We start from the raw sequence: 15,295 nt of genomic DNA, 5'->3' as shown, positions 1-15,295 counted from the left end.
ATGTGGATAGAAATATTGCGCCTTAATAATTACTTACTAGGTTTCAATAAGCCCCCACCCAAACCGTACAGGCATGTCTCCATGCATACGGCTTTCCAAGTTCAACTCTTAAAGTTCATCACTCTTTAATTATTTAGATATAACATAATCTACTGGACAAATAATATTAGTTTGTAAAATAGATTAAATACTCAAAACAACATAATTTATATTATTTTGTTTCGTCTCTCTGCCTTCCTTCGCCTTGTAAATGGCTTTCCCATTTTCCCTGATAGGTCATTACTCCTACGACTACTATGTTGGCTCTGCAACCATGACCCTATTCAATTTCTTAATAAATATAGATTAAACTGATGTCTTATTGTTTAATCATGGGTTTTAGGTCTTCCTAGGTAGCTATAAATGGTAGGTTAATGATAAATAGCGGTTGGAGTCTTATGATAGATAATTATTTTGAATTATTTTATTTATAAAAAATAATTAATTTTTTTGAATTTATCTTGGGTTAGAAGTAAATCTTTAAAAAAATTAATTTTCTTCTAAGATTTTTATGATAATAATAAATATCAATTTCCAAAATATTTATTTAACTTCTATTAATTAGGTAAAAATTTTTTTTAATAATCATTTAAAATTTCCTAAAACTACTTTTCCATTCTCAGCTCTTCACTAATGTTCAACCTTATTTTATCTTACTCTTGCGAAAACCAAAGACAACAATTAATTAAATTGTTAATGATTTTAATCTTTATCATCGCTTTACGAATATGCTATTTTCCTATTTATTCTTTCGAACTCTAGTTAATTCGTTGAGTTTTCCTATTATCATAAGGAATGAGGATACCTTAATTTCCTCTATAATTTATGCTCGAACTAGCGCCCAAAATCATAAATACTGTATTTTTTCTCAGGATGAATAAAACTTAATAAATGATGTTTAATATTTTTTTTTTCTTTTTCTTTAATTTTAGAAGAACCAATGTCAAATTTTTTATAAATTTGTACAGAATCAGAATTAATAATTTCTCCTTTAAATAAATTAGCTAATTTAACTGACAAATCAGTTTTTCCTGAAGCAGTAGGTCCTGATATAACTATAACCTTTTTCATAATAATTACCTTTTCTCTTGAATTTGATATAAAATTATTTATAATAATTTTAAATTTTATTCATTCAATTTTATTTTAAAAATCTTTTTTTCTTTACCTAAACTTATAAACACTGCATTTAATTGCCTTTTTCCTTGGGCAATTTTTTGTTTTCTTTTTTGTTTATTATTTAAAAAATTATTAATAACAATATTTTTATCTTGTCCAATAACTCCATCTAAAGAACCTGTCATACCTACATCAGAAATAAAAAGAGTTTTTTTAGGTAAAATTCTTTCATCATTAGTTTGAATATGAGTATGAGTTCCTACAATAGCATCTATTTTTCCATCAAAATAATATGCTAAGGCTATCTTTTCGCTAGTAGCTTGAGCATGAAAATCTAAAAAAGAATATTTATATTTACGATGACATAAATTTAAAATTTTTTCAACATGCCTAAAAGGACAAGATAAATCATTATTATTATTCATAAAAACTCTACCTAAAACATTCATAATAAGTATTTTATTAGTTTTATGTTTAATTATTTTATAACCACTTCCAGCAGGACTTTTCAAATTTAAAGGTCGGATAATATATGTTTTATCAATAAAACTTTTTAATTCATTATTATTCCAAGTATGATTTCCCATAGTCATGACATCAACTCCTGACAAAACTAAAGTTCGATAATTACGATAATCTAATCCTTTTCCATTATCAACATTCTCAGCATTAGCAATAACAAGATCAATTTTATATTTTTTTTTTAAAAAATTAATTTTTTCTATTAAATAATCCACGCCTGGCTTTCCACAAATGTCTCCAATAAAAAGAATATTCATTAATTTTCTCCTTTATAATTTTGATTTTTTATATAAAAATAAAGCAAAATTTAAAAAATTAATTATTTATTTCAGCCATTTCAACTGCTCTCACTTCTCTAATAACAGTAATTTTAATAATGCCATTATATTTAATAGTTTTTTTAATTTTTTCTTTAATGTTTTTAGCCATAGAAAAAATAGATAAATCATCTACATATTCTGACTTCACAATTACTCTTAATTCTCTTCCTGATCTAATAGCATAAGATTTGGAAACTCCTTCCATTTCATCTGCTATTTTTTCTAAATGTGTTATTCGTTGAAAATAACTTTCAATATTCTCTTTACGAGCGCCGGGCCTAGAAGAACTTATAGTATCCGCAATAGAAACTAAAATAGCTATTATAGTGCTAGGCTCTTTGTCTTCATGATGAGAAGCAATAGAATCAATAACCTCTTCAGGTTCTTTATATTTAATAGCTAATTCAATACCAATCTTAACATGACTACCTTCGGTATGATAATCTAAAGATTTACCAATATCATGCAAAAGACCAGCTCTTCTAGCTATAATTTCATTTTCTCCTATTTCAGCAGCTAGTTTTCCAGCTAAATAAGATACTTCCAAAGAATGATTCAAAATATTTTGACTATAACTAGTTCTAAAATGAAGATTACCTAATAATTTAATTAATTCTTCATCCATGAAACCTACTTTAGTATCAAAAACAGCTTCCTCTCCTATTTCTTGTATAAAATTATCAACTTCAATAGACATTTTTTGAAATGTTTTTTCAATACTAGCCGGAGTTATTCTGCCATCTAATATCAATTCCTCTAAAGTTCTCTTAGCAATTTCTCTTCTAACAGAGTCAAAAGAACTTAAAAGAACTGTGTTAGGAACGTCATCAATTATTAAATCCACTCCTGTTATAATTTCAAAAGTTTTAATATTTCTTCCTTCTTTTCCTATAATACGACCTTTTAAATCATCTTTTTCTAAAAAAACCATACTAATGTTATGACTAAAAATATTTTCACTTCTAGAAATTTGTTGCATTGAAGAAACTAACAAATTTTTAGCTTTTTTCTTAAGTTGAAATTTAAATTCTTCTTCTTTTTGTTTCATATAATTATTCATTTCGTGAAAAATATTTTCTTTTGCTTTTTTCATAATAATTTCTTGAGCTTGTTTTAAAGTTAAAAAAGATATTTCTTCTAATTTAATCAATTGTTTATTTATAATATCTTGCGCCTTATTATGAAGTTTTTCAATATGTCTTTGGTTATTATTTATTTTCTGTTCTTTAGCATACAATAATTCCTCTTTATCGTTTAGATATTTCATTCTATTGGCCAATAATTCTTCTTTATGAATTATTTTTTCTTCTAAATTAATAATAATTTTTCTTCTTTGATTCAAATCATTATCTGCTTCTTTTTTTAATAAAGAAATTTTTTTTTCAGTATCTGAAATTATTTTTTCTGAAACCAACCGAGATTTTAATATTTCTTCCGCAATGTTTTTATTATTTTGTCCAATTAATTTTTTCATTTTTATTCTTTTCAAAATAAAATAAAAAAAAACATTTATAACAACTAAAACAACAATAAAAAAACAAAACAAAACGAAACTATTCATCATTTTTTTCCTTAAATAAATGTGCTCTTTTGAAAATTATTTAATCATTCAATTTATAAATTCTAAATTTAAATTTATTTCTGATATAAAATAATTATTTTTTATTTCTTTAAAAAAGAACAAACCTATATAAAAAATAATGTTTATAAAAACATTACATTTATTATAAAGTATAGTATAATTTGTGACAATAATCAAAAGATTAATGCCAAAAAATAAATTATTTTATAAAAAACTAAAAATTTAATAAATATTTTTTTAGTTTTATTTATATTCACTTAATTAATTTCAAAAACAAAAAAATTAAATTTCTTATTAATTTTTTTATATTATAATTATATTTTATACATATAAAAAAAACATGATATTAAAATATTGAAAAAAATGATTTTTTAATTATTTAAATAAAAAATAAATTTGATGATGAATCTTTTTTAGAAAAAGTAATTTTCTTAAATTAATAAATTGTTAAAAATTATTATTAAAAACATCATTTTTATACAAAGATAATTAATATCATGTATTTAAAATTAAAAATAAAAAAATTTAATGTAAAAAAATAAAATACTATATAATTACATTCTTATAAAACGTGAACCTAAAATTCTGTTACCATAAAAAGGTTTGGAAAAACGAATATTATTTTTAGGAACAAAATTAGGAGTTTTAGAATTCACAACAACAGGTAATTTAAGATTTTTAGAATCAATAACTGTTTTTTTATTATCAATAACTAAATCTTTACTCAAAGGAATTTTTTTATTTAAAATATCTGATTCCTTAACAGGTAATTTAAGATTTTTAGAATCAATAACTGTTTTTTTATTATCAATAACTAAATCTTTACTCAAAGGAATTTTTTTATTTAAAATATCTGAATTATTCACATTTTTATCTTGTTTTGTTTTTAAATTATTAGAATTTTTATTTTGTTTTGTTTTTGAAGTATTAGAATTTTTATTTGTTTTTGTTTTTGGATTATTAGATTTAGAATTATTATCATTAGAAATATTATCGTTAGAAGATAAAACGTCTTTTGTATTATTATTATTAAACTTTTTATCAATTTGACTAATAACTTTATCTGTCACTTTTTTTCCAGTTTCTTTAATAGTATCTTTAACTTTTTCTTTAACTTTATCTTTTAAAGATTTAAACAATTCTGAATCTTCAATATTACTTGATAAATCAAAAACAATATCTTTTAAAGAATTATTATCATCTTCTTGTTTCAATAATTCGTTAAATGAATCAATTTCGTTTTCTTTTTCTTGATTTTCTTGAGATAAAAATGAAATATTTTCTAATAATTCATCAGATAAAATATTTTCTGATTCTTCTGATAATCGAGATAGAATTAGACCGTTTTTCTACTTAATAGATATTAATCTAAACCCCTCACACCACCGAACAAGCAAGTTTCCAAGCATTCGGCGGTTAAATAAGTTTTTTTAAAAAAACTTATTTTTCATCTTTCGCCTTGTAAAGGTTGTTACCCTTTGCCTTGGTGAGTCAGTGCACTTCTTTCTTCCAAAAGAAACTTTGAATTACTCACGACTACTATGATTCTGCTTTTTCCTTGCTTCCATAGACCATTCTATGTTTTTTTTAGAAAATATTTTTCTCTAAGAGAAGTTTAGGAAGATCGAAGTTACTCTAATTATTTACGCAACTCATTTAGGCATGCAGACTATTATATTTTAAATTTTTTATAATATAAAGTAGGTTCTAAATTAATAATAAATAAAAAATTATTAATATTATTATTTTTTTTTAAAAAATAAATAATATTTGAAATTTCAGTTTTACAAATTACAAATATATAAGATTAACAGTTTCAATTCATTTCTGTTAAGTTCAGAATTTAAAACACCATTTTAAGCATTTAGCCTTTTTTAATAAAGGTTATCCGTGTGAGAGACATTATTCTTGCGTAATCTTGTTGGATATGAATTTCTCCTCAATCCGCTTTTATTCTTTGCTGTAACTTTTTATTCTTTCGTTTAAAAAGCCAAGAATATGAATTATCATATGTTATTTTATTAAAATATATGATAGTATTGCGTTAAAATACTAATAATTAAATATCTTTTCGCGCACAAACTGATTCTGATTGATAATTATTTAAAAAAACCATAACAAAAACAGATATAAAAATAATAAAAATAAAAATAGAAAAAATAATAATATTTTTAAAAGGTAAATTTCTCGTCAAAATGTTTTTTTCACTCTATAATTAAACTGATAATGAATGTGGATAGAAAAAACATTAATTTAATAAATCATTAAATTTTGTTAAGCCCCCACCCAAACCGTACAGGCATGTCTCCACGCATACGGCTTTCCAAGTTCAACCTTCAAAGATATAAATTATCAAAGAATGTTTAGATTAAAAATTAACCTTTTTTCAATATTTGATTAAATAATTAAAAAGTTTAAATTAAATTTGTATAATTTTTTTTTAAAATTAAATTATAAATATTTAATTTTTTTTAAAAATTTATTTTAACAAAATTAAATTTTTTACTTAACATTTCTTTCTTTATAAGATTTAAAACTAAATTAAATAAATATTTTGATAAAGTTTGAATTTTTTTTTGTATTAATATATTTTAATCTCTCTGCCTTCCTTCGCCTTGTAAATGGCTTTCCCATTTTCCCTGATAGAACATTACTCCTACGACTACTATGTTAGCTCTGCAACCATGACCCTATTCAATTTCTTCATAAATAAAATATAGATTAAATTAATTTCTTTTATTAATTTTTATCATGGGTTTTAGGTTTTCCTAGGTAGCTATAAATTATAGGTTATTGATAAATAGCGGTTGGAGTCTTACGATAGAGTTATATAATTTTTAAAATTTTATATTTCTCTTGGATTAGAAACGATGTCAAAAAATTTTTTTTTGATAATAATTATAAATATCAATTAATAAAATATTTATGCGCATTCTATTTGAAAAATTTTGGTTTTTATCGTTAAAAATTATATTCTATTTTATTAGAAGCCAAAATTAAAACCATACTCAGCTCTTCACGATTAAAAAATCATTCAACCTTATTTTATCTTACTCTCACAACTTTATTAAAAGGATAACATTTTATACTAATAAAATAATTTAACGATTGAAACCTTTGAGTTGCTTTACAGATATGCTATTGTCCCTTTATTGTTCTTTCGAACTCAGGTTAATCTGTTGAGCGATTCTATTAATTCGGGATAGAATTAGAACTTTTTTAGATTATATATAATAATTATAAATAATATATTTGCTTACTATATTACTATATATAATATAAATTTATTATACTAAGCCCCCCACACCACCGAACAAGCAAGTTTCCAAGCATTCGGCGGTTAAATAAGTTTTTTTAAAAAAAACTTATTTTTCATCTTTCGCCTTGTAAAGGTTGTTACCCTTTGCCTTGGTGAGTCAGTTCACTTATTTATTTCAAAAGAAGCTTTTAATTTCTCACGACTACTATGATTCTGCTTTTTCCTTAACTATTATTTTAAATATGCAAATTACCTTTGCATTTTTTAATTTGAAATATTTCAATAAATTTTTAATAATATTAAAATTATTAATTATTTTTTCATTTAATATAATTTAAAAAATAGATGTAGGAAGATCGAAGTTACTCCAATTATCTCCGTATGACTCATTTAGGTATGCATGCTTTAACTTTTCTTATCTATTTTAAATTTATTAAATTTAATATAGATAAGAAAAGCTATGTAGGTTCAAATTACTGGACCTGTTGCCCGTTTGTTCTATTAAAGAACAATGATAATTTTGAAAATCTCATGATATAATTTTCAAATATAAATTTGACTAACAGTTTCAATTCATTTCTGTTAAGCTATATAATTGCACCATTTATTGCATTTAGCCTTTTTAAGGTTTTCCATGTGAATCTTTATTTTCGCATAATATTTTGGATATGAATTTCTCCTCAATATGCTTTTATTCTTTGCTGTAACTTTTAATTCTTTCGTTTCAAAAGCCAAGAATATAAATTAACACATTATCATTGTGTTTGTGACTCGTTAAATCACTGATAATTAGGCTTCTTTCGCGCCCTCACGAGAATCAAGGTACCTTCGTTCCTTTTTAATTTATGCTCGAACTAGCGCCCTTAATTTTAGTTTAATTAATATCTTTCTTGTGGTTTGTTTTGATTTAATTTTATAAATAAATTAATTAATAAAATTAAAAATTCACAAATTATTAATATAGATCCATCAAAAAAATTAAAAAAATTATTATGAAATTCTAAATAATAAATAAAATAATAAAAATAAATTTTAATTATAATAAAATTAACATAATTATTTTTAAATTAAAATAATTATATTTTTGTAAAAAATATAACCATTCAATTATTATTATATAATATAGTAATGGTTTTTTTACATTAAAAATAAATTAAAATATAAATTAATTTGAATTTATTTTTAATTTATTATTTATTTATAATAAAAATTTTGATATTATTCATATATATAAAATATAAATTTAAAATATAAATTATAAAAGAGAATTAAAAAATGCAAGGAAAAAAAATAAATTTAAAACAAAATAGTTATGAATGGTTTGAACATAGAAAAAATTTTGTAAATGCTTCTGAAGTAGGAACAATTATGGGTTTAAATCCTTATGAAACTCAAGAAAACTTAATTAAAAAAAAAATTTTTGGAAGCAAATTTGTAACAAATGAAGCTATGGAACATGGAAAAAAAACAGAACCAAAAGCTAATCTTTTTTTTTCAATTAAAAAAAAAACAAATTATGAACCATCTGTTTTTATAAGAAATTTTTTTTCTGCTTCTTTAGATGGTTATGATGAAAAAACAAAAACTATTTTAGAAATTAAATGTCCTCTTAATAAAGCAAGTGTTAGTTGGAAAGAATTTTTTTCAAAAGGAGAAATACCTAAATACTATTGGGCACAAATACAATGTGGACTTTATTGTTCTGAATCTGAAAAAGCTTATTTTTTAGTTTATACAAATGACGAAGATTATGTAATTAAAAAAGTTTTTTTAGATGAAGAATTTATTCAAAAAATGATATTACAATGCGGAAATTATAAAAAATTATTAGAAAATTACCGTAATTTAATGAAAACAAAAAAAAAATAAAAAATTTAAAATAATTTATTAATAAAAAAAAATCATAATTATATGATTTTTTTTATTAATAAATATCTTTTTTAAGTCTTAAACAATTTAAAATAACTAAAATAGTGCTCGCTTCGTGAGCAATAACAACAAAAGGCAATTTCATTGGAAAAAAGAAATTTATAATAGATAGTAAAAATATTACAATTATAGCAAATACAATATTTTGCCAAACTATATAATTTAACTTTAATGACAATTTATGAGTATAAATAATTTTTCTTAAATCATTCTTCATCAAAACAATATCTGCTAAATCTATAGTAACATCACTACCTTGTTTTAATGCAATTGCTACGTCTGAATGAGCTAAAACAGGAGCATCGTTTACACCATCTCCAACCATAGCAACAATATTATTGTCATTCTTATTTATATTTCTTATACATTTAACTTTATCTTCAGGCAAACAATTAGAAACAAAAAAATCCAAATTTAAATTTTTAGCAATATTTTGGGCAACTTTTTCATTATCTCCTGTCAGCATAATAGTCTTAATTTTGTTTTTATTAAAATATTTAATAACATCTTTAGATTCTGGTCTTAAAAAATCGAAAAAAGAAATTAAAATTAAAACTTTTTCATTATGGCTAAAATAAACCACTGTATAACCTTTTTTTAACAATTCATCTGTTTTTTGTTTAATTTTTAAATCGCATTGATATTGTCTAAAAACATGATATTTAGCTATTTTATATTTATTATCATTAGAATCAGTAGCTTCAACGCCAACTCCTAATAATTGGACTATTTCCAAATCAGAAAAAAAATTTAATTTCATTTTTTTATCAAAATATCTTTGTAAAGCAAAAGCCAAAGGATGATTAGATTTTTGTTCCATTCCTAATAAAATTTCTGAATATTTTATCTTCTGATTTGAATCTAAATCTGAACTAAAAACAATTTCTTTTACTTCTAATTCTCCTTTTGTTAAAGTTCCTGTTTTATCAAAAGCAATAACATCAATATTAGAAAAAATATCTAATATTTTTCCGCTTTTTAATAAAATTCCTTTTTTAGCTAAATTAGAAATAGCAGATAAGGTAGCGGGAATATCAGCTGCAGCCAAAGCACAAGGAGAAGAAACAGTTATAAAAATAACACTTTTATAAAAAATATTTTTAAATTCCCAATAAGAAATATTTAATTGAAAAAAATAATTAATAAAACTGACAAAAAAAAGCAAAAAAGTAACAAAAAATATAAATTTAATATAAAAAGGCTCTAATGTTTTAATTAAAATTGCTTTTTTTGAAATTTTTTTCTTAATATTTTGACTTAATTTAATAATTTGTGAATAAACATTTTTTTCAATTACTTCAGTAATTTGAATTACTAAAGTATTTTCTAAATTAATATTACTACCAAAAACCTTATCACCGATTTTTTTTTCTACAGGAACACTTTCTCCAGTAATATTAGATTCATCAACTGAAGAAAAACCATAAACAACTATTCCATCGGAAGGTATTTGATCACCATTTAAAACTAAAACTTTATCACCTATTTTAAGTTTTTTAGCTTCTATAATTTCAAATTCAAAATTATTTTCTTTTGAATTTAATAATCTAGCTTCAGTAGGAGCTTTTTTTAAAAGATTCTTTATTTCTTGTTGACTTTTTCTTTCTATTTTTTCTTCTAAAATATTAGCTCCAGAAAAAATAATAATAAGTAAAATAGCTTCATTAAATTCTTGTAAAAAAAAGACAGAACCTAAAGCGCCTAAAGTCATTAGTACATGAATATTAGGAGTAAAATTATTATTTTTTTTAGTATTATTAAAAGTCTCTATAAAACCTTCAGAAATTACGTGATAACCTGTTAGCAATAAAATAATTAGAGTTATAAATAATCTTAAAAAATAATAATCGTTTTTATCAGAAAAAAATTCTAAAGGCAGAAAAATAAAAAAATAAATTAAAATTCCAAAAATTAAAAGAAAAACATATCTTTTTTGTTGTTTCTCCGCTTTAAAATCAACACTTTGATAATCTTTACAACAACGAATGTCCAATATGTATTTTCCTCCCTCTAAAAATGTAATATATAAAACTTAAAAATTATATTTATAATTATTTTTTTTAATAAAAATAATAAAAATAATTAAGAAAAGAATTAAAAAATTTTTATATATTAGAATAAACAAAAAAATAAAAAACAAAATATTTATAAATTTTATTTTTATTCTTTTAAATAATTTTCATTTTCTTTAACATTATTTTTATTATTATCATTAACTTCTTTTTCTTCTTGTTTGTTTATTTCCAACTTCTTATTAAATGAAGTTATAATTTCTTTTTCAATTTGTTTTCTTGTTTCTGCATTAATAGGATGAGCTATATCTAAAAAATCTCCTTTAGAGTTTTTAACGCTTGGCATAGCAATAAATAAATTTTTTTCTCCCTGAATTATTTTAATATTATGAACTACAAAACAATTATCAAATGTAACAGAAGCAATTCCTTTTAATCTACTTTTAGTATCATGTAAATTAATTCTAACGTATGTAACTTGCATTTTTACAACTTTCTCCTATATATTATTTTTTTATTTTTTATATTTTTTTATTAAAAAAAAATAAAAATATTATAGATATCTACAAAATATTTTATCATATTATTTAAAAATAACATTTTATAAATAAATTTTTAAAAATTATTAAATTTATTTATATTTTATTTATATAATAATTAAATTTTCTATAAATTAAAAAAAAGAAAAAAAGATTCAGATATAAATTGAAAAGTTATAACATCAATTTCTTCAGCTCTAATATTAGAAGATATTTGATATTTATCAAAAAATTTTAAAAGTTCTATTTTAGAAATATTGAAATAAATATTTAAATTATTAATTAAAGTTTTTCTTTTTTGAATAAAAGAAGCTTTGACAAATTTTAAAAATTTATTTTCTAAAAAATATTGCCTTTGTTTATCGAATGTCTTTTTTTCAAATTTTAAAACAATACTATCAACTTTAGGAACAGGAAAAAACATAGTTCTTTTAACAAATTTAATTTTCTGAATCTTAGTAAAAGATTGAAAAATAACACTTAAAAAATTAAATGATTTTAATTTTTCTTTAGACAAAATACGCAATGCTATTTCTTTTTGCAACATAAATGTAAATGATTTTACTTGTGATAAAAACAAAACTTTAAATAATAAAGGAGTAGCTATATAATAAGGCAAATTACCAATTAAAATAACTTTTTCCTTTTTAAAATATTTATAAAAATCTTTTTTCAAATCTCTATTTAAAAAATCATCATAAATAATATTAAAATTAGAATATAAATCAAATTTTAAAAATTCTTTCAAAGAAGAATCTATTTCATAAGCTAAAAATTGTTTAGCTTTAGGCACAATAAATTGCGTTAAAGCTCCTTTTCCAGGTCCAATTTCAACAACATTTTCATTTTCTAAATTAGAAGAATTAACTATCGTTCTTAATAAGTTAATATCTTTTAAGAAATGTTGACCATATTGTTTTTTAAATATATGTTTTTTATTAATTATCTTTTTCATAAATATTTTAATATTTTCTATAAAAAAATTTATATTCCAAATTTTTTCTTTTTTTTGTAATAAAAGTTTTTATAATTAAAGATTCTTCACTCAATCTTTTAATTTTAAAAAAATTATCTTTATATAAGAAAATTTGATCTCCTATATTTCCTTTATCTTCATAATAAGCTTTTGTATAAATACTTTTTTCACAAGTATAATATTTAGATTTTTTTCCATAATATTGTTTAATATCATGAATATTTTTTTTCTGAATTATGTTATTCTTAAGATAATTCCAAATATTACGATTTAAAAAATCATTACATAAATTAGATAACGTTTTATCTTTAAAATTTTTTAAATGAACAATTAAACTATTAATATAAAAATCATCTAACTCTAAATAAAAAAATATATTATCGGGTTTTTTTAAAAATTTTTTTAAAATTAAAAAAATATTTTCAAACTCTTCAAAATTATATTCTTCTTCAATTAAATCTTTAATTCGGAGAAAAATTTTCTCTAAAATAATTGAATATGATATCACTTTAGGATGATAAATCGCGATAGAATTAAGACGTTTAGCTATTTTTTTAAAAGTTATTATCTTAAGCCCCGCACACCACCACGCAAGCAAGTTTCCAAGCACGTAGCGATTACAACATTTTTAATATTAATTATTATTCATATTATTATCAATAATATATTGATAATTTTTCTAAATAAAATATGTATTTATTAAAAATATAATTTTTTTTAATAATTTTTTTATAAATCGATAAAAATATTTTTTATATTTCTGATAAATAAATATTAAAAAAATAATCTTTATCTTTTTAAAAAATAATATAAAAACATGGTTTCCTCTTTCGCCTTGTGAAAGTTATTATCTTTCTCCTTGGTAGGCCATTATACTAAAACATTCCAGTTTAGCTTTAAGTTTCCTACGACTACTATGATTTTGCTTTTCCCTTGTCCCCACCAACTTAGGTGTTTTATTTAATTAATAAATTAATAAATAAGGGATTTAGAGAGATAGAAGTTACTATAAAAAACTACCGTGTACTTTTAGGAGAGATAACCTATTCCAAAAATATATAGGTGGATTTTTGTCTATTTTCCTATAAAAAGGATGATAATTTAATTTGTCAGTTTAAACAAATTAATACAAAAACTAAGAAATTTTTAATATTTCAAGGTTATGTCATAACTTCTCTTTTTTCTCTTAGGATTATTTCAAATCTTATCCATGAGTACTTTCATCTTGCGAAATCATATTGGTTAAATAATTTTACCTCAATTCGCTTTTATCTTCTGCTGTATTTTATAGTCTTTTCATCCCATAAAACAAAGATATGATGTACAACATTATCACAGTTGTTGCAATTGGTTAAATTGCTAGTATTTTATGCATCTTTCTCGCCCTAAACCTGACAATACATATGATATCGATTAACAATATAATTTTCTATTGAATTAATACTACTTTTTTTAAAAACAACTTTATTATTATATATTTCTATTCCTCTAATTAATCTATCTAAATCAATAGAATCATTAACTCCAGTAAAAAAAGAATCTCTTTTTAAATAATCTAATCTATCAAAATCTAATTGACTAGACAAAAGTTTTTCTAATAAAACAAATCTATGTTCCTTATTTATAATCGCGATAGAATTAGAAAGTTTTAATTTAATAAAAAATAAATTAATTATTAATATTTATTTTTTCTAAGCCCCGCACACCACCACGCAAGCAAGTTTCCAAGCACGTAGCGGTTACTCATAAAAAATGAGTTTCCCCTTTCGCCTTGTAAAAGTTATTAACTTTTTCTTTAGTAAGCACATTACATTTCAATATTCCAATTGAAAATTTGATTAACCTACGACTACTATGGTTCTGCTTTTCCCTTGCCTCTTTTAAATAAATAATGATAAAAAAATTATTTTTTTAAGTAAGAAGTTTAGGGAGATAGAAGTTACTAAAAACACCACCTTTATACTTTTAGGAGAGATAACCTAACATTTTTTATTTTAATTAAAATTAAAAAATAATCAGGTGAATTCTGATTTTTTATCTCTTATTTAAACATAAGAGAATGATAATTTTAATTAGCTTCTATTTTTCTAATTAAATTTTCAGAACTGAAAATAATTTAAATATTTTATTTACAGGAAGTTGCCTTTCTTATCTTTATTCTCTTAGGAGTTTTAAAACTCTTTTCCATAAATATATTCATCTTGCGAAATCATATTGGTTTAATAGTTCCACCTCAATACGCTTTTTTCTCTTGCTTTAATTTTTAATTCTTTCGTTTTAAAAACCAGAGAAACGATGTACAGCATTATCAAAACTGTTGAAATTGGTTAAATAACTAATGTTTTAAGCATCTTTTCTCGCCCATAGAAGCAACATCAAATTTAAATTCTACATCTATAGAATCTAAAATAGAAACAATTTCAGGATGATTAATAATTATTTGAGCACTTTTTTGTTCATGATTAGTATTAAATATAGTTTCAAAAATATGAGAATAAGAACCATGTCCTATATCATGCAATAAAGCAGTAGTTAATAAAAGTAATTTTTCTCTGAAATCAAATATTTTTTTTCTTTCTAAAAGTTTATTATTAGTTTCAAAAAACCTTCTAGCTAATTCATAAACTCCTAAACTATGAGTAAAACGAGAATGCTCAGCTCCATGAAAAACAATATTAACACAACCTAATTGTTTTATTCTTCTCAGCCTTTGCATAACGCTTGTATCAATCAATTTTTTTAAAAATACATATTCAAAATAAATATAACCATAATCGCGATAGAATTAGAAAGTTTTAATTTAATAAAAAATAAATTAATTATTAATATTTATTTTTTCTAAGCCCCGCACACCACCACGCAAGCAAGTTTCCAAGCACGTAGCGGTTACTCATAAAAAATGAGTTTCCCCTTTCGCCTTGTAAAAGTTATTAACTTTTTCTTTAGTAAGCACATTACATTTCAATATTCCAATTGAAAATTTGATTAACCTACGACT

The 15,295-nt window shown here is 21.9% G+C and carries 10 protein-coding genes and 2 pseudogenes; 1 reads left to right on the top strand and 11 read right to left on the bottom strand.

Going from position 1 to position 15,295, the window contains the following annotated elements; translation table 11 throughout:
- Positions 1–882: 882 nt before the first annotated feature.
- The 5 genes and pseudogenes from FEF22_RS00605 to FEF22_RS02235 all read right to left on the bottom strand — a co-directional run.
- Positions 883–1,110, bottom strand: a pseudogene (locus FEF22_RS00605) (isopentenyl transferase family protein); the annotation flags it as partial.
- A gap of 56 nt (positions 1,111–1,166) precedes the next feature.
- On the bottom strand, positions 1,167–1,937 hold the full coding sequence (locus FEF22_RS00600; protein ID WP_138107874.1) for a TIGR00282 family metallophosphoesterase: 771 nt from the start codon (positions 1,935–1,937) through the stop codon (positions 1,167–1,169).
- Between the two features lie 58 nt (positions 1,938–1,995).
- The gene (gene rny, locus FEF22_RS00595; RefSeq protein WP_246833688.1) at positions 1,996–3,561 is read right to left on the bottom strand and encodes a ribonuclease Y; all 1,566 of its coding nucleotides are present in this window, start codon (positions 3,559–3,561) and stop codon (positions 1,996–1,998) included.
- A 575-nt stretch (positions 3,562–4,136) separates the two neighbouring features.
- A complete protein-coding gene (locus FEF22_RS00590; RefSeq protein ID WP_138107872.1) occupies positions 4,137–4,796 on the bottom strand; it encodes a hypothetical protein in 660 nt (219 codons plus the stop codon).
- Between the two features lie 845 nt (positions 4,797–5,641).
- The gene (locus FEF22_RS02235) at positions 5,642–5,776 is read right to left on the bottom strand and encodes a hypothetical protein (RefSeq protein WP_282595953.1); all 135 of its coding nucleotides are present in this window, start codon (positions 5,774–5,776) and stop codon (positions 5,642–5,644) included.
- A 2,340-nt stretch (positions 5,777–8,116) separates the two neighbouring features.
- Between FEF22_RS02235 and FEF22_RS00585 the strand changes: the two genes are divergently transcribed.
- Positions 8,117–8,710, top strand: a complete 594-nt coding sequence (locus FEF22_RS00585) for a lambda-exonuclease family protein (protein WP_138107871.1) — start codon at positions 8,117–8,119, stop codon at positions 8,708–8,710.
- Positions 8,711–8,765: 55 nt separating this feature from the next.
- On the opposite strand, the gene FEF22_RS00580 is transcribed toward FEF22_RS00585, so the two are convergent.
- The 6 genes and pseudogenes from FEF22_RS00580 to FEF22_RS00555 all read right to left on the bottom strand — a co-directional run.
- Positions 8,766–10,763, bottom strand: coding sequence for a heavy metal translocating P-type ATPase (locus FEF22_RS00580; RefSeq protein WP_246833687.1), 1,998 nt, complete (start codon positions 10,761–10,763; stop codon positions 8,766–8,768).
- A gap of 167 nt (positions 10,764–10,930) precedes the next feature.
- Positions 10,931–11,266 (bottom strand): septation regulator SpoVG, encoded by a 336-nt coding sequence (gene spoVG, locus FEF22_RS00575; protein WP_138107870.1) that lies wholly within the window; start codon positions 11,264–11,266, stop codon positions 10,931–10,933.
- A gap of 182 nt (positions 11,267–11,448) precedes the next feature.
- Complete coding sequence (gene rsmA, locus FEF22_RS00570; RefSeq protein ID WP_246833686.1) at positions 11,449–12,276, bottom strand: 16S rRNA (adenine(1518)-N(6)/adenine(1519)-N(6))-dimethyltransferase RsmA; 828 nt, start codon at positions 12,274–12,276, stop codon at positions 11,449–11,451.
- Between the two features lie 7 nt (positions 12,277–12,283).
- A complete protein-coding gene (locus FEF22_RS00565; protein ID WP_138107869.1) occupies positions 12,284–12,907 on the bottom strand; it encodes a hypothetical protein in 624 nt (207 codons plus the stop codon).
- 775 nt (positions 12,908–13,682) lie between these two features.
- The gene (locus tag FEF22_RS00560) at positions 13,683–13,883 is read right to left on the bottom strand and encodes a hypothetical protein (RefSeq protein ID WP_138107868.1); all 201 of its coding nucleotides are present in this window, start codon (positions 13,881–13,883) and stop codon (positions 13,683–13,685) included.
- Positions 13,884–14,650: 767 nt separating this feature from the next.
- Positions 14,651–15,061: pseudogene (locus tag FEF22_RS00555) on the bottom strand (HD domain-containing protein); the annotation flags it as partial.
- Positions 15,062–15,295: the final 234 nt, after the last annotated feature.

Source organism: Texas Phoenix palm phytoplasma (assembly GCF_005774685.2).
Classification (GTDB): Bacteria; Bacillota_I; Bacilli_A; order Acholeplasmatales; family Acholeplasmataceae; genus Phytoplasma.
The sequence above is the reverse complement of the archived record's forward strand: the minus strand, read 5'-3'. Positions and strand labels throughout refer to the sequence as shown.